Source organism: Coprococcus sp. AM100_B19A (assembly GCF_027662015.1).
In the GTDB taxonomy this organism is placed as follows: Bacteria; Bacillota; Clostridia; order Lachnospirales; family Lachnospiraceae; genus Allocoprococcus; species Allocoprococcus comes.
This window is the reverse complement of sequence record NZ_JAQDKN010000008.1, coordinates 71,362-89,850: the sequence shown is the minus strand read 5'-3', so window position 1 is coordinate 89,850 and position 18,489 is coordinate 71,362. Positions and strand designations below refer to the sequence as shown.

The 18,489-nt window shown below is 42.5% G+C and carries 22 protein-coding genes; 15 read left to right on the top strand and 7 right to left on the bottom strand.

The genetic code is table 11. The features are described from left to right. The first annotated feature begins 76 nt into the window (after positions 1 to 76). Together pfkA and PGQ33_RS10010 are read left to right on the top strand one after the other, a co-directional pair. Positions 77 to 1,054, top strand: coding sequence for a 6-phosphofructokinase (gene pfkA / locus PGQ33_RS10015; protein WP_055247911.1), 978 nt, complete (start codon positions 77 to 79; stop codon positions 1,052 to 1,054). A 24-nt stretch (positions 1,055 to 1,078) separates the two neighbouring features. Then, positions 1,079 to 1,552 (top strand): DUF1934 domain-containing protein, encoded by a 474-nt coding sequence (locus PGQ33_RS10010; RefSeq protein ID WP_055247913.1) that lies wholly within the window; start codon positions 1,079 to 1,081, stop codon positions 1,550 to 1,552. Between the two features lie 51 nt (positions 1,553 to 1,603). On the opposite strand, the gene PGQ33_RS10005 is transcribed toward PGQ33_RS10010, so the two are convergent. Next, positions 1,604 to 2,044, bottom strand: a complete 441-nt coding sequence (locus PGQ33_RS10005; protein ID WP_022221110.1) for a hypothetical protein — start codon at positions 2,042 to 2,044, stop codon at positions 1,604 to 1,606. A 237-nt stretch (positions 2,045 to 2,281) separates the two neighbouring features. Between PGQ33_RS10005 and tig the strand changes: the two genes are divergently transcribed. After that, entirely contained in the window at positions 2,282 to 3,406 is a 1,125-nt protein-coding gene (gene tig, locus PGQ33_RS10000; RefSeq protein WP_270205668.1) for a trigger factor, read from the top strand. 120 nt (positions 3,407 to 3,526) lie between these two features. Continuing rightward, entirely contained in the window at positions 3,527 to 4,168 is a 642-nt protein-coding gene (locus tag PGQ33_RS09995; RefSeq protein WP_008368935.1) for an HAD family hydrolase, read from the top strand. A gap of 232 nt (positions 4,169 to 4,400) precedes the next feature. Here PGQ33_RS09995 and PGQ33_RS09990 read toward each other — a convergent pair whose 3' ends face one another. Next, entirely contained in the window at positions 4,401 to 5,111 is a 711-nt protein-coding gene (locus PGQ33_RS09990; protein ID WP_055247917.1) for a gamma-glutamyl-gamma-aminobutyrate hydrolase family protein, read from the bottom strand. Between the two features lie 116 nt (positions 5,112 to 5,227). On the opposite strand from PGQ33_RS09990, the gene PGQ33_RS09985 reads away from it, so the two are divergent. Both PGQ33_RS09985 and PGQ33_RS09980 read left to right on the top strand, forming a co-directional pair. Next, positions 5,228 to 5,695: an HAD family hydrolase gene (locus PGQ33_RS09985; protein WP_022221108.1), complete on the top strand. Its 468-nt coding sequence runs from the start codon at positions 5,228 to 5,230 to the stop codon at positions 5,693 to 5,695. Positions 5,696 to 5,737: 42 nt separating this feature from the next. Beyond that, positions 5,738 to 6,940 carry a class I SAM-dependent rRNA methyltransferase gene (locus PGQ33_RS09980; RefSeq protein WP_173692361.1) on the top strand — a complete coding sequence of 401 codons (1,203 nt, stop codon included), beginning with the start codon at positions 5,738 to 5,740 and terminating at the stop codon, positions 6,938 to 6,940. Between the two features lie 93 nt (positions 6,941 to 7,033). Here the strand turns inward: PGQ33_RS09980 and PGQ33_RS09975 are convergent, their stop codons facing one another. The 5 genes from PGQ33_RS09975 to PGQ33_RS09955 all read right to left on the bottom strand — a co-directional run bounded on the left by PGQ33_RS09975 (position 7,034) and on the right by PGQ33_RS09955 (position 11,252). Beyond that, on the bottom strand, positions 7,034 to 7,519 hold the full coding sequence (locus PGQ33_RS09975; RefSeq protein ID WP_117835162.1) for a gamma carbonic anhydrase family protein: 486 nt from the start codon (positions 7,517 to 7,519) through the stop codon (positions 7,034 to 7,036). A 28-nt stretch (positions 7,520 to 7,547) separates the two neighbouring features. Beyond that, positions 7,548 to 9,383 (bottom strand): Na/Pi cotransporter family protein, encoded by a 1,836-nt coding sequence (locus PGQ33_RS09970; RefSeq protein WP_022221105.1) that lies wholly within the window; start codon positions 9,381 to 9,383, stop codon positions 7,548 to 7,550. Between the two features lie 181 nt (positions 9,384 to 9,564). After that, complete coding sequence (gene bilS, locus PGQ33_RS09965; protein WP_195502475.1) at positions 9,565 to 10,095, bottom strand: flavodoxin family protein BilS; 531 nt, start codon at positions 10,093 to 10,095, stop codon at positions 9,565 to 9,567. Positions 10,096 to 10,115: 20 nt separating this feature from the next. Beyond that, the gene (locus tag PGQ33_RS09960; RefSeq protein WP_195502476.1) at positions 10,116 to 10,835 is read right to left on the bottom strand and encodes a J domain-containing protein; all 720 of its coding nucleotides are present in this window, start codon (positions 10,833 to 10,835) and stop codon (positions 10,116 to 10,118) included. Between the two features lie 21 nt (positions 10,836 to 10,856). Beyond that, a complete protein-coding gene (locus tag PGQ33_RS09955) occupies positions 10,857 to 11,252 on the bottom strand; it encodes a hypothetical protein (RefSeq protein ID WP_022221103.1) in 396 nt (131 codons plus the stop codon). A gap of 221 nt (positions 11,253 to 11,473) precedes the next feature. Here PGQ33_RS09955 and srtB point away from each other — a divergent pair, with 221 nt between their 5' ends. The 9 genes from srtB (at position 11,474) to rplI (ending at position 18,484) form a co-directional block, all read left to right on the top strand. After that, positions 11,474 to 12,304 carry a class B sortase gene (srtB, locus tag PGQ33_RS09950; protein ID WP_117824224.1) on the top strand — a complete coding sequence of 277 codons (831 nt, stop codon included), beginning with the start codon at positions 11,474 to 11,476 and terminating at the stop codon, positions 12,302 to 12,304. 15 nt (positions 12,305 to 12,319) lie between these two features. After that, the gene (locus tag PGQ33_RS09945; RefSeq protein WP_022221102.1) at positions 12,320 to 12,514 is read left to right on the top strand and encodes a DUF951 domain-containing protein; all 195 of its coding nucleotides are present in this window, start codon (positions 12,320 to 12,322) and stop codon (positions 12,512 to 12,514) included. Positions 12,515 to 12,614: 100 nt separating this feature from the next. Beyond that, the gene (gene rpsF / locus PGQ33_RS09940) at positions 12,615 to 12,902 is read left to right on the top strand and encodes a 30S ribosomal protein S6 (protein WP_008368913.1); all 288 of its coding nucleotides are present in this window, start codon (positions 12,615 to 12,617) and stop codon (positions 12,900 to 12,902) included. Positions 12,903 to 12,915: 13 nt separating this feature from the next. Continuing rightward, positions 12,916 to 13,356 carry a single-stranded DNA-binding protein gene (locus tag PGQ33_RS09935; protein WP_055155542.1) on the top strand — a complete coding sequence of 147 codons (441 nt, stop codon included), beginning with the start codon at positions 12,916 to 12,918 and terminating at the stop codon, positions 13,354 to 13,356. 21 nt (positions 13,357 to 13,377) lie between these two features. Continuing rightward, on the top strand, positions 13,378 to 13,641 hold the full coding sequence (gene rpsR / locus PGQ33_RS09930; RefSeq protein ID WP_008368909.1) for a 30S ribosomal protein S18: 264 nt from the start codon (positions 13,378 to 13,380) through the stop codon (positions 13,639 to 13,641). Positions 13,642 to 13,789: 148 nt separating this feature from the next. Next, entirely contained in the window at positions 13,790 to 14,713 is a 924-nt protein-coding gene (locus tag PGQ33_RS09925; protein WP_270205667.1) for a nucleotidyltransferase family protein, read from the top strand. A gap of 143 nt (positions 14,714 to 14,856) precedes the next feature. Then, positions 14,857 to 15,873, top strand: a complete 1,017-nt coding sequence (gene galE / locus PGQ33_RS09920) for a UDP-glucose 4-epimerase GalE (RefSeq protein WP_022221100.1) — start codon at positions 14,857 to 14,859, stop codon at positions 15,871 to 15,873. A 114-nt stretch (positions 15,874 to 15,987) separates the two neighbouring features. Then, positions 15,988 to 18,036, top strand: coding sequence for a DHH family phosphoesterase (locus tag PGQ33_RS09915; RefSeq protein WP_118219462.1), 2,049 nt, complete (start codon positions 15,988 to 15,990; stop codon positions 18,034 to 18,036). Position 18,037: 1 nt separating this feature from the next. Beyond that, the gene (gene rplI, locus PGQ33_RS09910; protein ID WP_008368899.1) at positions 18,038 to 18,484 is read left to right on the top strand and encodes a 50S ribosomal protein L9; all 447 of its coding nucleotides are present in this window, start codon (positions 18,038 to 18,040) and stop codon (positions 18,482 to 18,484) included. Positions 18,485 to 18,489 lie beyond the last annotated feature (5 nt).

The following is an 18,489-nucleotide window of genomic DNA, read 5'->3' as shown; positions in this document are numbered from 1 at the left end:
AATAACGTGTGGATTGAGATAAATTAAGCAAAAGGATAGTAAAGTTACAAAGTAGAAGAGACGGAGGAGACATATCATGGCAGAAAAAGTAATCAGAACTATCGGCGTATTGACCAGTGGTGGAGACGCACCGGGAATGAACGCTGCAATCCGTGCAGTTGTAAGAACCGCATTGGGAAAAGGACTGAAGGTAAGAGGAATCAGAAGAGGTTATTCAGGACTTCTTAACGAGGAAATTATTGATTTAAGTGCCAGAGATGTATCAGACACGATCCAGAGAGGTGGAACGATTCTTTTGACAGCCCGTTGCGAGGAAATGCGTACACCAGAAGGACAGCAGAAAGCAGCAGCAATCTGTAAGAAATATGGAATTGACGGTCTGGTAGTTATCGGAGGAGACGGTTCCTTCAAGGGAGCACAGAAATTATCTGATTTTGGAGTAAATACAATCGGACTTCCGGGAACGATCGATCTTGATATCGCATGTACAGAATACACAATCGGATTCGATACAGCGGTTAATACAGCGATGGAAGCAATTGACAAAGTACGTGATACATCTACATCACATGAAAGATGTAGTGTTATCGAAGTTATGGGACGTGATGCGGGATACCTTGCACTGTGGTGCGGTATTGCCAATGGAGCAGAGAAGATTCTTCTTCCTGAGGAACATGACTACGATGAAGCAAAGATTATTGCAGACATCAAAGAAAGCAGAAAACGCGGTAAAAAGCATTACATTATCATCAATGCCGAAGGTATCGGTGATTCTATGAATATGGCAAAGAGAATCGAAAAAGAGACGGGTATGGAGACACGTGCTACTATTCTTGGTCATATGCAGCGTGGAGGAAGCCCGACAGCAAAAGACAGAGTTTATGCATCTATCATGGGATCTCTTGCTGTAGATCTTCTTCTTGAAGGAAAAACAAACCGTGTAGTAGGATACAAACATGGCGAGTATATTGACTTCGATATCAACGAAGCACTGGCAATGCAGAAAGGAATTCCGGAGTACCAGTACGATATCGCAAAACAGCTTGCCATCTAATAACAGACAGATTGGATGACGTGTATGACACAGGATGTATTATTGACGATTTCCGGACTGCATGATATGGCATTTGCAGATCCGGAAGAAAATGAAGAGAATGAGCCGATCGAAGTGATTACTCCGGCGAGCTATTACTGGAAGAACGGAAAGCATTATATTCTTTATGATGAAGTAATGGAAGGGATTCCGGGGGTGGTTAAGAATAAGATCAAGATCACCGGTGAAGATTCGATGGAGATCATGAAGAGCGGAATTACGAATGCACATATGGTATTTGAGAAGAATCAGATGAATGTCACATATTATGATACACCGTATGGGCAGCTTCATGTCGGAATTCATACACGGAAGCTGGATGTGAATGTGGATGATGAGCGAATTGATATTGCTGTGGAGTACGGGCTTGATGTGAATCATGAAGCGACGGCAGACTGCCGGATCGCAATGAGCATAAGACCGAAAGCACAGGCAGAGGAAGCAATTTCAGGAAAATAAAACAAAAAGGGTAAATGATTCAATCAGCTCAGAATCATTTACCCTTTTTTGTTACTTGTTCCGCAGTCTTGCCCAGAATCCTTTTTTCTTAGGTGGAGTCTCAAGAGAACCTCTGACTCCTTTTACTGCAGTGATGTAAATACCGCTTACGGTTGCTTTTACTTCTTTTTTGACTGGAATAAGATCATAGATGCTTGCATCACACATCAGAGTCATGATCTTTGGTCCGACTTTTGCCTTGACTACAGGTACCTTTGAACGACGAAGATACTTAGGTGTATTCTCAAGAACAACTGACGGGAAACCGGCATCTTTAAGCTTCATCTTACCTTTGTCGATAACCAGGATGTTGACCTGCTGTGCAGCAGCTGCAATCATCTCTTCCTGTTCTGCCTGCTTTTTCTGCGCTTTCTTACCGAGGAAATACAGAACAACCAGGGCGATAAGCAGTACGGCAAGAATTACCAGTAATACGATCGTTATCTTACTCACGGGTTTTCCTCCTCAAATCATATTTACACATAGCTTATTGTAGCATTGTTTGTAGACAAGTGCAAGTAATTTGAAGTTTTTGGCGGCTTTTTGAAAGTAATGGAAAATCTGAAATAAATGTGAATTTTGGGAAATCCCTTTTCAATGACGGATTATGTGTTATAATCATATGTAGCGCTCTGATGTGGGTGATTCGGACAGTCAGAGAGAATGAAGATATAAGAGGTGTAAAAGAAAATGAAAAAGAAATTAGCAGTACTGGCAGCAGGTATCTGTGCATTGTCATTATTTCTTACCGGATGCTCCGGTGAGATTTCCAATGATTATGTTACGATTACAAAATATAAAGGTGTGGAGATTGATAAAGTAGATGCGGATGCGGTATCGGATAATGATGTAGAAGCACAGATCAACAGTGTACTTCAGTCTAAATCAACTACAACAGAAGTTACAGACCGTGCAGCACAAACCGGAGATACGGTAACGATCGACTACGAAGGAAAGAAAGATGGTGTGGCATTTGATGGTGGAACAGCGACAGATGCACAGCTTACATTAGGAAGTGGTCAGTTTATTGACGGATTTGAGGATGGCGTTGTCGGACACAATATTGGCGATACTTTTGATCTGAATCTGACTTTCCCGGAGAACTATGGAAATGAAGATCTTGCAGGTCAGGCAGTTGTATTTACCGTTACACTGAAGGGAATCAGCCAGACCGATCTACCGGAACTTACCGATGAATTTGTACAGAGTGTTTCTGATACTTCCAAGACGGTGGAAGAGTACAAAAAGGAAATTAAAAAATCTCTGAAAAAAAACAGCAAAGAAAACCAGCAGAATACAATCAAGGAAAATGCATGGAAAGCAGTACTTGAGAACACAACTGTGAACAAGTATCCGAAGAAGGATCTGAAGAATATGATCAGTTCGATCAAGACACAGTATAAGAATATGGCATCTTATTATAACGTTGATTTTGCAGATTTCCTTAAACAGTATATGAATATGGATGAGGAAACTTTTAATTCAAAGGCAACTCAGGCTGCAAAGGATCAGGTAAAGGCCAACCTTGCGGCAGATCTGATCATTGAGAAAGCAAAGATCAATGTGTCAGATAAGACACTTGAGAAGAAGTATAAGGAGTATGCAAAGGCTTACGGATACGAAGATGTAGATGCACTCAAAAAAGCACTGGAAGATGCCGGAAACCTGGAGAATCTGGAGAAGACAGCAAGACTGGATATCGTAGAAGACTGGGTAGCAGACAACTGCAAGCAGGTGAAAAGTACTTCATCTGACAGCAGCAAAAGCGGTTCAAACAGTACAGGAAGTACCGGCAGCACAGAAAGTACAAAATAGATATAAGCAAACATTCAAAAGGCGGAGAATAAAATCTCCGTCTTTTTTCTTCCTGAAGGGAATGGTATGATATAGAAAGTAATTGTTTTTACAAAATGAAATATACTACAGGAGGACAAGATGAAAGCAGTACTTTTTGATATGGATGGCATCCTGATCGATACAGAGAAATATCTGACAGTATACAAACAAAAGGCAATGCGGGAGGCGGGATACCGGTTGGATCTGGAAACGGCATACAAATTCCGCAGTTGTGCATCCGTATTTGCAAGAGAACAGATGAAGGGAATTTTTGGAGAGGATTTCCCATACGATGAGCTCAGACGGCGCAGACAGGAACTGATGAGTGATCACATTGCGCGTTTCGGAATTGAGAAGAAACCGTATGTGGAAGAGACGATCAAGGAGCTGAAAAGACGTGGTTATCAGACGGCAGTCGTGACGGCTACAGCGGAAGACAGGGCTGTGCGTTATCTGGAAATGGTCGGATTTAAAGAGCTGTTTGATGAGATCATCAGTGCATCTATGGTGAAATTGGGAAAACCGAGACCGGATGTGTATCTCTATGCCTGTGAGAAGATCGGGCGGAAGCCTGAAGAGTGCATGGCGGTCGAAGATTCACCAAACGGGGTAAATGCGGCTTACCAGGCGGGCTGCCATGTGACGATGGTTCCGGATCTGACACCTGCAGACGAAGAGGTCAAAAAGATGGCAGATCATGTCGTTCCAGACCTGCGAGGACTTCTGGAATATCTGAAATAACCCCTGAAAATGAGGAGAGCCGATATCCGGTTTCCCGAATATCGGCGTTTATGAAAAAGAAAAATTTTATTATGTGAAAAGGTTTATTTCCTTTTGACAATTATTAGTATACTCGTATCTTGTGAAAAAAGTGTGTTTATAATTTGAAAGAATTATGAACGTTTGTGAACATATTATACATATATTCTGAAGGGACCGCAGACAGCAGAGTCTGCAGCCCGACAAAAGGGATTTAGTCTGTTCCGGGAAGCATCGACCGGACGAAAAGTGAAAACAATTCCCGCATACATGGAGAAGTAAAAAACATGGATTCCGGATGCCACTGAACGCCAAGTGCAAAAGGCTGTCCTTCGATTTCAATTGCCTCAACTGTGCCATCAGAAGTGTGTGCACATGCATGGACATTTTTCCCGAGCAGATGAACGGACTGATGGTGAAAACTATTGGTATACAGAGTGTCTCCGGTTAGTTCATGAAGATGGCTGTCTTTGGTGATGAAAATCTGGTGCCACATATCGCTGCGGTTCTGTGAGGTCTGCATATGCAGAAAAGGATCTCCGGGCTGACAGGAAAGATCCTGGTAGATACTTCCGCCACAGGCGGCGTTGAGCACCTGCATACCCCGGCAGATGCCGATTACCGGAAGATGACGTTTTAAGATTTCCTCTGCAAAATGAATCTGGAAAAGATCCACAGAAAGATTGGTCTGTCCTACACCTGGAAGTGGATCTTCATTGAAGAGAAACGGTGTAAAATCACCTCCTCCGGGGAGCAGAAATCCATCGCATATGTCAAGATAAGAATTGATCGGGAAGTCCTGAGGAAGAATCGGTATCAGTAGGGGGATTCCTCCGGAAATGCGGACTGCCCGCACATAGGTATCGGTTACAAACTGGTTTTTGCCGTCGAAGCCACAGCATAAGATTCCAACAACTGGTTTCATATTTACAATCCTCCTCTTTATCAGATAAATCAGTTGTTACAAAATATGTGGAGTCTGTATGAAATATGTATTATAATAGAAAAAGCAACATGCCAGATGGCAGGAAAGGAGTTCCTATGAAACTGGTTATTCCGGAATATAAAACATTAGAACTTGATACGATATTTTTAGATATGAACGGGACGATCGCTGTGGACGGCGTGATCCCGCCGAGTGTGAAGGAACGTCTTATCGCACTTTCAGAGCAGTTCCGAATTTATGTACTGACTGCAGATACGCATGGAAATGCGAAAGCGCAGTGCGAAGGGCTTCCGGTGATCCTGGAGACATTTCCGACAGGTAATGCAAAGGAGTATAAAAGGGAATTGGTAAAAGCAACCGGTGCAAAACGCTGTGTGGCAATCGGTAATGGCAGAAACGATGAGTGGATGCTGAAAGAGGCGGCGCTTTCCATCGCTGTTATGGACCGGGAAGGGGTCTATGGGAAATTATTGAAAAATGCGGATCTCTGTGTCAGATCTATGCAGGATGGACTGGATCTTCTGCTCTATCCAGGTCGGATCATTGCAGGACTCCGTGGATAATATTTGCAGAAGAATACGTAAGAGTATGTGGAAGGAGAAAAGATGCGTCAGGCTATAGTGACATTGAAAAAGGGCGAGGGACGTCTGCTGAAATCAGGCGGCGCCTGGATATTCGATAATGAAATTGATTCGATTATGGGAGAATTTGAGAATGGTGATATTGTGATCGTCCATGATTTTGACGGGTACGGAATGGGAAGAGGATTTATCAATATGAATTCTAAGATCCGGATCCGTATGATGACAAGAAAGCAGGATCAGGAGATCGATCATGCATTTCTGGAAATGCGGGTGAGAGATGCGTGGGAATACCGGAAAAAGACAGTAGATACATCAAGCTGCCGTGTGATTTTCGGGGAAGCGGATTTTCTTCCCGGACTGGTGATTGATAAATTTTCGGATGTGTTGGTTGTAGAGTCTCTTGCACTCGGAATTGACCGGATGAAAGAAGAAATCGTGGACATTTTGAAAGCGGTACTTTCAGAAGATGGAATTACGATCCGTGGCGTGTATGAACGAAGCGATGCAAAGGTTCGTCAGAATGAAGGCATGGAGAGAGTCAAAGGCTTTATCGGTGAAGAATTTGATACCAAAGTTGAGATTGTGGAAAATGGTGTCAGATATATGGTTGATGTCAAAGACGGACAGAAGACAGGATTTTTCCTGGATCAGAAATACAATCGTCTGGCAATCCAGAGACTTTGCAAGGATGCAGAGGTGCTGGACTGCTTCACGCACACAGGCTCTTTTGCGCTGAATGCAGGGATTGCAGGGGCAAAGCATGTGACAGGTGTAGATGCTTCAGAACTTGGTATAGAACAGGCAAGAGAGAACGCAAGACTCAATGGATTAGAGGATAGAGTTGAATTTGTCTGTGCAGATGTATTTGACCTGCTTCCAAAGCTGGAAGAAGAAGGAAAGCAGTATGATGTGGTAATCCTGGATCCACCTGCATTTACCAAATCCCGTAAGACGATCAAGAATGCGACAAAGGGATATCGTGAGATCAATATGCGCGGAATGAAGCTGGTAAAACCAGGCGGATATCTGGCAACCTGTTCCTGCTCGCATTTTATGGATTATGAGCTTTTTACGAAGACGATCCACCAGGCAGCGCAGAATGTGCATAAGAGGATCAGACAGGTAGAATACCGGACACAGGCACCGGATCATCCGATTCTGTGGTCTGCAGAAGAATCGTATTATCTTAAATTCTATGTGTTCCAGATCGTGGATGAAAAATAAAGTGTTGTAGTAAATAAAAAAGGTATCGAAAATCAAACATAAATGATTTTCGATACCTTTTTTTACTAGTGTACATATTTCAGATTTGATATTCTATTCAAACTGCTCAGTCGATAATGCAACATAATCCGCAGCATTTTTATAAATTGACTGGATCTCTTTCTCGGTAAGAGGTCTTTTTACTTTTGCCGGGCTTCCGATAACCAGCATTCCATCCGGAATAACTGTGTTCTGAGTAACCAGACTTCCGGCACCGATCAGGCAATGCTTTCCAATCTTTGCACCGTTTAAAATCGTACTTCCCATCCCGATTAGAGATGCGTCACCAATTGTACAGCCGTGGATCACACAGTTGTGACCAACAGTGACATCATCACCGATAACGGTCGGAAAACCGTAATCTACATGGACAGTACTGTTATCCTGGATATTACTTCGCTTGCCAATCGTGATAGACGATTCATCACCGCGGACAACGGCATAATAGAACACACTTGAGTCTGCACCGATGGTGACATCACCTAGGATGACGGACTGACTGGCAATGTGCGCCTGTGATGAAATATTTAAAGAAGACATTACAGCAGATTCCTTTCTCGTTGTAAGATTATTTTTTGGCTTCAACAGCTTTGACCGGGTTTTTGGCGGCTGCTTTTGTATCCTGTTCCGCTTCCGGCTGATAACCGTTGATATTATATTTCTGCTCGTAATAATCAAAGGTGGATACATAATTGTTGTCTTTCAATTTCCGTACACTCTTAGTGTATTCGTGCATATCGAAATTGGAAGAATCCAGTTCCAGGATTGCAACGGCAATGTTAGAACAGTGGGCTGCAATACGATCATAGTTGGTGAGCAGATCGTTAAATGCAAATCCGGTGTTCAGATCACACTGCCCGTTACGGAGCCTTTTAATATGACGCATTTTCAAATCATTGCATAAAATACCGATCAGTTCGCGAAGCGGTTCTACTTTGGCAGCATTTACAAGGTCTTCATCTACAAATGAATTGATCGTGAGATCAAGGAGCTCTTTTAATGCGGATTCAAGAACATGAAGCTCGTATTTGGCTGCATCTGAAAAAATACGTGATTTTTCATGAAGTTCCTGTGCAACACGGGAAATATTGACTGCATGGTCACCCAGACGTTCAAAATCACTGATCGTATGAAGGAACTTGGCGGTCTGTTTGGACTGCTCCGGTGTCAGGTCATGCATATTGAGCTGCATCAGATAGGTTCCCAGTTTATCTTCGTATTTGTCGATCAGATTTTCCTTTTCCTGAATTTTGTTGAACTTATTATCTGAAAAATCTTTCAGCAGTGCAAGGGCACGACGGATATTTTTGTATGCTTTCTTTGCCATTCCGTTGACTGCAAGCTGGCTCTGTGTGATTGCCAGTGGCGGATAATTGAGGAAACGTTCCTCAAGAAGATCGAAATCTGCCTGCTCTTCGTTGTCTTCATCGGTATCTTTAATAAGGAAGAAGACAAGCTTTTCAATCTTGCCGATAAATGGAGCAAGAACAAGGATCGTCAGAAGCCGGAATACCGTATTCAAAAGTGCCACACGGAAAGGTGACATAATTTCACCCATAAATGGGAAATGCACGATGGCATTTACAGAATAGAATACGATGGACCAGAAAATCATACCAAATAAATCGTTCAGCAGATAGATCAGAGCAGTACGCTTTCCGTTCTTGTTCGTTCCGATTGAGGAAAGAAGAACCGGACATGCGGCGCCAACGCCGATACCCATTGTGATCGGAAGTGCAGCTGCAAAGGTGATCGATCCGGTAATGGACAGTGCCTGGAGGATACCTACAGAAGCAGAAGCACTCTGCAAAACTGCTGTAAATACGATCCCGACAAGGATTCCCATAAATGGATTCGTGAACATGGTCAGAAGTCTGACGAAATGCGGATTCTCTTTCAGAGGAGAGACAGCACCGCTCATGGTCTGCATTCCGATCATCAGGATCGCAAAGCCAAGCATGATGTCACCGATATCAGAATACGGTTTTTTCTTGATAAATGTACGGAAAATAATTCCGATGATTGCTACGATTGCAGAAATTGTAGCGGTTGATAAAAGCTGCGCGATTCCGCTGGAACCATCAATGTAGGAGAGACATAGGATCCATCCGGTGATACTGGTTCCGATGTTGGCACCCATGATGATACCAATTGCCTGTGCGACCTTCATCATACCAGAGTTTACAAATCCGACTACCATAACTGTCGTTGCAGAGGATGACTGAATGATAGCGGTTACGACAGTACCGAGCAGAAGTCCTTTCAGAGGAGTATTGGTCAGCCTGTATAAAATAAGTTCAAGCTTATTGCCGGCAACTTTCTTCAGACTGTCGCCCATCAGTGACATACCGTATAAAAACAGGGCTACCCCACTGAGCAATGACAAAACCATTGTAATTCCCATAATTTTGTTTTCCTTTTCTTTAAGCATTAGTTTACATTTTGTCGCAAAAAAATATCGTACAGCTACTTTAAATATGAAAAGTCTGCATGCAGATCACACAAAGTGACGCTATACGACACCCTTATTATATAACAAGAAAGTTTCCATAGGTAGACTGAAACGATATTTTTTTACACTTTTTTTACATAGACTTAACTTTTTCTATACATTCGGTAGCAAAAAGGGCCGCATTTTCAAGATCTGTGCGTGTCGGATGAATCATTGCTTCGTCAAAATTCTGTAATTGCCGGCGGATTTGCTGGCAATCGCAATCTTCTGGTGTATTCAGCAAGGATTCATATTTTTGACGGACAGCAAGTGGCATTTTCCCCTGGCAGATAAAAGAACCAAGATAACGATTGTCGTCTTCAAGCCAGATCCGGACACTGGATGCGATCTTTTTGTAGTATTCCAGGCTGTTTCCAGCACCGCAGGTTCCAAAGAGAGCAACGGATTTGTACGACAGACCGGAAAGGAAGTTGCCGATCTCGAGGCTACAGGTTCCGCGGTGAACACAGAAACCGACAAAATAAATTTTGGCCTCTGGGAAATCGGTACGTTCATGAAGATTTATCAGATCTTTGGACATCCCCGGAAGAGATGCAAAAATTTCTGTTGCTATTTTTTTTGTATTTCCTGTCTCACTCTCATAGACAACAAGATAATCTAACATATAATATTTCCTCCTGTTATTTAGTGGTATGTATAAGGAGAACCGCAGAAGAATCCACCGCCGCCACAGCAGAGATTGCACATGAGGTTGGCAATGCAGAGCTTCACGCAGAAATCATTGTTGATCGTTGGTGTACCGCCATACATTGTCTGTTGTGTACGATACCAGCTCCCGCCATTTTCAAGACGGCTGACAAGGGACTGATATTGATAGTTGGACGGCTCCAGACGAAGTGCTTCTTTGGCGTGCTCCAGGGCAAGGACATTATTGCCCATGCCGGAATTGGCGATAGAGCTGTAATAGTACCATCTGGCAGAACGGTCTTTGATCCCTGAAAGGACATTTAAAGCTTCTTTATAATGGCCACTGTTCAGATAATTGGCGGCGGCACGCAGATGAATATCTTCTTCTGTCTCGGTTGTCTGCTGATTCTGATTGGTATACTGACCGTAGAAACCGCCAAATGGACCAAAACCGCCAAAACCTCCGTATCCGCTTCCGGCATCACCATAACCTCCGGAGCCTGTTCCGGTATATCCGGAAGCACCCATTTCTTTTTCTTTCATAATCTGCTGGTAAGCCTGTTGGATTTCTTTGAATTTGGCTTCTGCCTGATCTTTATTTGGATTGTTGATATTGGCATCCGGATGATAAATACGGCTTAATTTGCGGTAGGCTTTCTTGATATCCTCGTCGGAAGCATCCCGTGAAACGCCGAGTATTGAGTAAGGATCCTGCATAATTGATTATTCTCCTGATCATTAGCTTTTTTTGATAAAAGTAGTCTGGCATTTTGGACAGCGGATCTCAATTTTACCTTTTCCCTTTGGGACACGAATCTTCTGTTTGCAGTTTGGACACTTGTAAATGTGGTGTGTCTTGCGCTGCGCTGCCATATACTTCTGTTTTGCAAAAAATCCACGGATCTTTGAAGTGTGCTGGAGAAATTTCTGGTTTTCCAGTGCACGCTTGTAGGTCTGACGTGAAAACATGCGATAGTAAGAGTATATCACGAATGCCCACCCAATTACATAAAAAATACGAAAATGGAAGATGCTTGTGATCAGCATCAGAATTACGCCGCTCCATAAGAGAAATTTGCCGAAGGTATCTACTCCGTACCTTCCATACATAAAACGCATCAGTTTTTCTTTCATAATATTCACCCAATCTTTTTTATTTATAGAATATGATACTATACGATAGTTCACATTGTACGCCTGCACACACAAAAATCAATAAACTCTCTATTAAAAAACTCTAAAAAGTATGTTATACTGCTGATATCGTGAAAATATGGAAGAAAATAGGACTTCTGGGATTGCATGGCAATGGAGCAATCCGGGAACATCATATATAAAAAGCCAAGGAGGAAATTATGGGACGGAAAGAATATGGTCGGTATGGAAAGCATTCCAGGCGTGACCGGCGCAAGAAAAAAGGTGGAATCATCAGTACGGTCATTTTGATCGTTGCAATCTGTGTGTTTGCATTTTCTGCCTTTCAGCTGTATAAAATCTTTAACGGATATCACAAAGGGGAAAGTGAGTATGATGATCTGGTAAAGCTTGCGGTTACGGAAGATAAGGGGGAACAGGAGAACGGGACGGACGATCAGGATGGAAGCAGATTTTCCGTGGATTTTGATGCACTCAGACAGATCAATCCGGATGTGGTTGCATGGATCCGTTTTGATGAACCGGCGGTGATCAATTATCCGGTTGTGCAAGGAAGTGATAATTCAGAATATCTGAGTAAGACATTCAAAGGATATGACAATACCGTAGGAACGATTTTTGTAAATGCTTATAATCATGCGGATTTTAATGACAGAAACACGATCATTTACGGACATTATATGTATAATGGAACGATGTTTAATGAGCTGGAGCAGTATCACGAAAAAAGTTTCTGGGAAAAATACCCTTCCTTCTATATTTATACACCGGATGGCAATGTGGCTACTTATCAGATTTATTCTGTTGGAGTGGTAAAAGATACTTCCGAAGGCTATACATATCAGTTCGCAGATGATGCGGCGTTTGCATCCTTCCTTGAAGCAACGAAGGCGTCTTCTTTGTATGATACAGGTGTGGAAGTGGGAAATGATTCGCAGATCGTGACGTTGTCCACCTGTACACGGGAGGGAAATGATGACAGAACGATCGTACACGGTGTCAGGGTAAATGTACAGCCGGCAGGAGAATAAAAGAGGAGTAAAGAGATGGCAGCAGAAGCAAAATTTGAAGTCGGAGATGTGATCCGGATGAAAAAACCACATCCGTGCGGAAGCTCAGAGTGGGAAATCCTGAGAGTAGGGGCGGATTTTCGTCTGAAATGTCAGGGATGCGGACACCAGGTAATGGTACCACGCAGACTGGTTGAAAAAAATACAAAAGAAATAAGGAAAAAGGCTTGAAACAAAGCCTGAATTATGATATCATACCAACTTGTGATATATTATTTATCCTTGTTCCCGGCGGATCCGGGAGCCAAAAGACCATAAGGAGGTGCAGGACATGAGCAAATATGAATTAGCAGTTGTTGTCAGCGCAAAACTCGAAGACGACGCCAGAGCAGAAGTAATCGAAAAGGTGAAAGCACTTGTTACACGTTTCGGTGGTAACATTACTGACGTTGACGAATGGGGAAAGAAGAGATTAGCTTACGAAATCCAGAAGATGAAAGAAGCTTACTACTACTTCATTCACTTTGAATCTGAAACAACAACACCAGGCGAAATCGAAGAAAGAATTCGTATCATGGATGGTGTAATCAGATATTTATGCGTGAAACAGGAAGCTTAGAAAGAGGCAACGTATGAATAAAGTAGTTTTAATGGGACGTCTGACAAGAGATCCTGAAGTGAGATATTCACAAGGTGAGAACGCTCTCGCTATTGCAAGATATACATTAGCTGTAGACCGCAGATTCAAGCGTGACGGAGAACAGACCGCAGATTTTATTAACTGTGTTGTGTTCGGAAAGAGTGCTGAATTTACAGAACGTTATTTCCGTCAGGGAATGCGCGTAGTGGTTTGCGGAAGAATCCAGACCGGAAGCTATACCAACAGGGATGGTGTAAAGGTCTATACAACAGAAGTTGTTGTTGAGGAACAGGAATTCGCAGAAAGTAAGAATGCTAGCAGTGCTAATACACAGTCTTATCAGGCAGCCCCGGCACCGGCGCCAAGCGCTGATGCAGGTGACGGTTTCATGAACATTCCAGACGGAATTGATGAGGAGTTACCGTTTAATTAAGGTTGAAAGGAGATGTGTACAATGGCATTCGAAAAAGGAAACAGACCGGATTCTCCAATGAAGAGAAGAGGCGGACGCAGAAGAAAAAAAGTTTGTGTATTCTGTGGTAAAGAAAACAACGAAATCGATTACAAAGATACAGCAAAATTAAAGAAATATGTTTCTGAGAGAGGAAAAATCCTTCCGAGAAGAATCACAGGAAACTGTGCAAAACATCAGAGAGCTCTTACAGTAGCAATCAAGAGAGCAAGACATATCGCTTTAATGCCATACGTTCAGGATTAATCGAATATGATCAGAACAGGATTTCCATTTTGGAAGTCCTGTTTTTTTACTGTTTTTCTGTCTGGCAGACGATTGAAAAAGGAGTCATTTGGGGTTAGAATAAGAAAGAGAAAGTTTTGAAATCTAAAAAAGAATTGGAGAATCAATTATGAAAAAACCAGTTTTAGTAATTATGGCAGCAGGAATGGGAAGCCGTTATGGCGGACTTAAACAGATCGATCCAGTTGATAAAGAGGGACACATCATTATGGATTTTTCCCTGTTTGATGCAAAAAGAGCCGGATTTGAGAAGGTTATTTTTATTATAAAGAAAGAAAATGAAGACAGTTTCAGAGAAGCAGTAGGAAACCGTATGGCAAAATATATGGAGGTTTCTTATGTATTTCAGGATATCAACAATATTCCGGAAGGTTTTGAAGTTCCGGAAGGCAGAGTGAAACCGTGGGGAACCGGACATGCAGTCCTCAGCTGCATTGATGAGATCGACGGGCCATTTGCTGTTATCAATGCAGATGATTATTATGGAAAACATGCGTTTGAAGCAATTTATAATTATCTGTCTGAGCATGAGGATGATGATAAGTATCGTTATGCGATGGTCGGATATCTTCTGAAGAATACAGTAACAGACAATGGTCATGTGGCAAGAGGAATCTGTATGACCAATGAAGAGGGGGAACTGGTAAATATTACCGAAAGAACCCGCATTGAGAAGCGTGACGGTAAGATTGCATTTACTGAAAATGATGGAGAAACCTGGGAAAATTTACCAGAGGATACACTGGTTTCCATGAATATGTGGGGATTTACGAGAAGCATACTGGACGAGCTGAAAGCAGAATTTCCACAGTTCCTGAAGAAAGGACTTACTGAAAATCCGATGAAGTGTGAATATTTCCTGCCGGCAGTCGTAAGCAATCTTCTGGAGGCAGACCGCGCAACAGCAGCGGTTCTTCCGTCGGCAGATAAATGGTACGGCGTAACTTATAAAGAAGACAAACCGGTTGTCGTAGAAGCGATCCGCAATCTGAAAAAAGAAGGTCTTTATCCGGAAAATCTCTGGGAAGAGTAGAAATGTGTTAAAATTTAGTAAATAGTTCATTTGATTTACTAAAAAAATACAAATAATTTAGTAAAAACACTTCCATATAGGCAGAATGTGTGCTATAGTGTGTAAAGAAAAGTAAATGATTCTAATTTCAGGAGGAAAAAATCATGGCAATTTTAGTAACAGGCGGAGCCGGATTTATCGGCAGTCACACATGTGTAGAGATGCTGAATGCAGGATATGAAGTTATTGTAGTAGATAATCTTTGCAATGCTTCTGAAGAAGCAATCAGACGTGTAGAGAAGATCACCGGTAAGAACGTTACATTTTATAAAGCAGATATCAGAGATAAAGAAGCACTGGATCAGATTTTTGACAAAGAAAGTGTAGAATGTGTCATTCATTTCGCAGGACTTAAAGCAGTCGGAGAATCTGTTGCAAAGCCACTTGAATATTATCAGAACAATATTGCAGGTACACTTACACTCTGTGATGTTATGCGTAACCATAATGTGAAGAACATCATCTTCAGTTCTTCAGCAACGGTATATGGTGATCCGGCATTTATCCCGATTACAGAAGAATGCCCGAAGGGAACCTGCACGAATCCTTATGGATGGACAAAATGGATGCTTGAGCAGATCCTGACAGACCTGCATAAGGCTGATCCGGAGTGGAATGTTGTTCTTCTTCGTTACTTCAACCCGATCGGCGCACATGAGAGCGGACTGATGGGAGAAGATCCGAAGGGTATCCCGAACAACCTGCTTCCATATATTGCACAGGTTGCGATCGGTAAGCTGGAATGCCTGGGTGTATTTGGTGATGATTATGATACACCGGACGGAACAGGTGTGAGAGACTACATTCATGTAGTTGACCTTGCAATTGGACACGTAAAGGCGCTGAAGAAGATCCAGGAAAAATCAGGCGTAAGCATTTACAATCTTGGAACCGGAGTAGGATATTCAGTACTGGATGTATTGCATGCATTTGAAAAAGCATGCGGAAAAGAGATCCCTTACCAGATCAAGCCAAGAAGAGCCGGAGATATCGCAACATGCTACTGTAATGCAGAAAAAGCAAAGAACGAGCTCGGATGGGTTGCAGAACGCGGAATCGACAAGATGTGTGAGGATTCATGGAGATGGCAGACAATGAATCCGAATGGATACGAAGCTTAAAAAAAGAAAGAAAAATGTGTCAGGGTGAACGTTGCCCTGGCACATTTTTTAGTTCCCTAATATCCGGAAAGGTGATATAATACAAATATCTATAGGTTTTAAGAGGGCTGAAAGATGAAAAAGGATATAAAGTTAAAGGGACAACTGAAATTGTATATGCAATGGCCGGGAATTATGATTCTTTTCCTTATCCTGATGAATATCTGGATCTTCAGGATGGATCGAAAGGCCGGGCTGCTTATGAGTGCGTTTGTGTTGGTTTATGCAGTCGTCATTGGCATTATGTATTTTTACAACAAGTCTCTGATTCTGGCAGACATGGTAGAGTTTGCAGCGCAGTACGGAATTGTCCAGAATACACTTCTGAAGGAACTTTCGATTCCGTATGCGATTTTACTGGATGATGGAAAAATCATCTGGACGAACACACAGTTCCGGGAAGTCCTTGGGACGACTATCCGGAAGGATACCTATCTGAGTAAATATATTCCGGAGTTGAACCGGGGCGTGTTTCCAAAGGAAGACAATGAATCGGTAAGCCTGGAATTCAATTATCTTGACAGAGATTATCAGGCTGAGATCCAGTGCGTATCGGTCGAAGGTTTCAGTGAGACAGAGCAGCTTCTGGAGATACCGGAGGAAAAGGAATATTTTATTGCGATACATCTTCAGGATGTGACAGAGCTGAACCGGTATATCCGGGCGAATGAAGAGCAGCGGCTGGTGGCCGGACTGGTTTATATTGATAACTATGAAGAGGTCATGGAAAGTGTCGAGGAAGTAAGGCAGTCTCTTCTGGTGGCATTGATCGACCGTAAGATCAACCAGTATATTGCGGATTTTTCCGGTATTGTGAAGAAGCTTGAGAAAGACAAATATTTTGTTGTAATTAAAAAAGAAAGCTTCAATCGAATGGAAAAAGACCGTTTTTCTTTACTTGATGAGGTAAAAGGAGTCAGTATCGGCAATCAGATTCCGGTTACACTAAGTATTGGGCTTGGACTCAGTACAGATACCTATGCTGCAGGATATAATTATGCCCGTATAGCGATCGATCTTGCACTTGCAAGAGGCGGAGATCAGGTAGTTGTGAAGAATAACAAGGGAATCAGCTATTATGGCGGAAAGCGTGAGCAGACTTCTAAGAATACCCGGGTAAAAGCAAGAGTAAAAGCAGAAGCACTCCGGGAGTTTATCACCGGAAAAGAGCGTGTGATCGTAATGGGACATAAGATGGCAGATGTGGATTCATTTGGTGCGGCAATCGGTATTTACCGGGCAGCAAGTGCGATGGAAAAGAAAGTCAATATTGTCCTGAACGATATTTCTGTGACACTCAGACCGCTTTATGAAGCATTTACTGATGATCCGAAGTATCCGGATGATCTGTTTGTGACTTCCCATGAGGCGGAGGAACTGGCAGATGACAATACAATGGTAGTTGTTGTTGATACCAATAAGCCAAAGATGACAGAATGTGAACGCCTGCTTCGTCTGACGAAGACGATTGCAGTTCTGGATCACCACAGACAGAGTGATGAAGTGATTGAGAATGCGGTTCTGTCGTATATTGAGCCATATGCTTCTTCGGCGTGTGAGATGGTAGCAGAGGTTCTTCAGTATATCGGCGATGATCTGCGTTTGAATTCCATGGAAGCGAACAGTATGTATGCAGGTATTCTGGTTGATACCAACAATTTCATGTCCAGAACAGGAGTCCGGACCTTTGAGGCAGCTGCGTACCTGAGAAGATGTGGCGCAGATGTTACTTATGTAAGAAAACTCCTCCGTGATGATATGGCATCTTACCGGGCAAAAGCTGCAGTAATCAGCAGTGCTGAGGTATATCGGGATGTATTTGCGATCGCGCGAGGCGAACATCTGGGAATTGAAAGTCCCACTATTATCGGAGCACAGGCGTCAAATGAGCTTCTCAATATTGAGGAGATCAAGGCTTCTTTTGTACTGACTGAATATAATGGTAAGATTTACATCAGTGCACGTTCCATTGATGAGATCAATGTACAGATCATTATGGAGCGGCTCGGCGGAGGCGGTCATATCAACACTGCCGGTGCCCAGTTCCCATATTCCGATATGGAAAGAGCGATTGAAACTCTGAAAAAGACAATCGATATTATGATAGAAGAAGGAGATATTTAAGATGAAAGTTATTTTATTGGAAGATGTAAAATCCCTTGGAAAAAAAGGCGAGGTTGTAAATGTAAGTGACGGATATGCAAGAAACTTCATTTTCAAAAAAAACCTTGGACTGGAAGCAAATGGAAAGAATTTAAATGACTTAAAGCTTCAGAAACAGAATGAAGAAAAGGTTGCACAGGAGCATCTGGAAGCAGCGCAGGAACTTGCAAAAAAATTAGAGGCAGCAAAAGTAGAACTCAAGATCAAGACCGGGGAAGGTGGAAGAACATTCGGTTCTGTGTCTTCAAAGGAAATTGCAATTGCAGTAAAAGAACAGCTTGGATATGATCTTGATAAGAAAAAGATCCAGATCAAAGAAGCGATCCGTACACCTGGAATGCATCTTGTACCGGTCAAACTTCACCAGAAAGTGACTGCTGAATTAAAAGTGCACGTTGGGGAAGCTTAGGAGGA

Bases quoted from the DNA above. Each gene is read 5' to 3' on its own strand.
- PGQ33_RS09975 (WP_117835162.1), bottom strand. From the start codon at position 7,519: ATGTCTTCTTTAAATATTTCATCACAGGCGCACATTGCCAGTCAGTCC.
- PGQ33_RS10010 (WP_055247913.1), top strand. From the start codon at position 1,079: ATGACACAGGATGTATTATTGACGATTTCCGGACTGCATGATATGGCA.
- PGQ33_RS09935 (WP_055155542.1), top strand. From the start codon at position 12,916: ATGAATAAAGTAGTTTTAATGGGACGTCTGACAAGAGATCCTGAAGTG.
- galE (WP_022221100.1), top strand. From the start codon at position 14,857: ATGGCAATTTTAGTAACAGGCGGAGCCGGATTTATCGGCAGTCACACA.
- rpsF (WP_008368913.1), top strand. From the start codon at position 12,615: ATGAGCAAATATGAATTAGCAGTTGTTGTCAGCGCAAAACTCGAAGAC.
- pfkA (WP_055247911.1), top strand. From the start codon at position 77: ATGGCAGAAAAAGTAATCAGAACTATCGGCGTATTGACCAGTGGTGGA.
- PGQ33_RS09915 (WP_118219462.1), top strand. From the start codon at position 15,988: ATGAAAAAGGATATAAAGTTAAAGGGACAACTGAAATTGTATATGCAA.
- PGQ33_RS09980 (WP_173692361.1), top strand. From the start codon at position 5,738: ATGCGTCAGGCTATAGTGACATTGAAAAAGGGCGAGGGACGTCTGCTG.
- PGQ33_RS09925 (WP_270205667.1), top strand. From the start codon at position 13,790: ATGAAAAAACCAGTTTTAGTAATTATGGCAGCAGGAATGGGAAGCCGT.
- PGQ33_RS09960 (WP_195502476.1), bottom strand. From the start codon at position 10,835: ATGCAGGATCCTTACTCAATACTCGGCGTTTCACGGGATGCTTCCGAC.
- rpsR (WP_008368909.1), top strand. From the start codon at position 13,378: ATGGCATTCGAAAAAGGAAACAGACCGGATTCTCCAATGAAGAGAAGA.
- PGQ33_RS09990 (WP_055247917.1), bottom strand. From the start codon at position 5,111: ATGAAACCAGTTGTTGGAATCTTATGCTGTGGCTTCGACGGCAAAAAC.
- srtB (WP_117824224.1), top strand. From the start codon at position 11,474: ATGGGACGGAAAGAATATGGTCGGTATGGAAAGCATTCCAGGCGTGAC.
- bilS (WP_195502475.1), bottom strand. From the start codon at position 10,095: ATGTTAGATTATCTTGTTGTCTATGAGAGTGAGACAGGAAATACAAAA.
- PGQ33_RS09995 (WP_008368935.1), top strand. From the start codon at position 3,527: ATGAAAGCAGTACTTTTTGATATGGATGGCATCCTGATCGATACAGAG.
- tig (WP_270205668.1), top strand. From the start codon at position 2,282: ATGAAAAAGAAATTAGCAGTACTGGCAGCAGGTATCTGTGCATTGTCA.
- PGQ33_RS09945 (WP_022221102.1), top strand. From the start codon at position 12,320: ATGGCAGCAGAAGCAAAATTTGAAGTCGGAGATGTGATCCGGATGAAA.
- PGQ33_RS09955 (WP_022221103.1), bottom strand. From the start codon at position 11,252: ATGAAAGAAAAACTGATGCGTTTTATGTATGGAAGGTACGGAGTAGAT.
- rplI (WP_008368899.1), top strand. From the start codon at position 18,038: ATGAAAGTTATTTTATTGGAAGATGTAAAATCCCTTGGAAAAAAAGGC.
- PGQ33_RS09970 (WP_022221105.1), bottom strand. From the start codon at position 9,383: ATGGGAATTACAATGGTTTTGTCATTGCTCAGTGGGGTAGCCCTGTTT.
- PGQ33_RS09985 (WP_022221108.1), top strand. From the start codon at position 5,228: ATGAAACTGGTTATTCCGGAATATAAAACATTAGAACTTGATACGATA.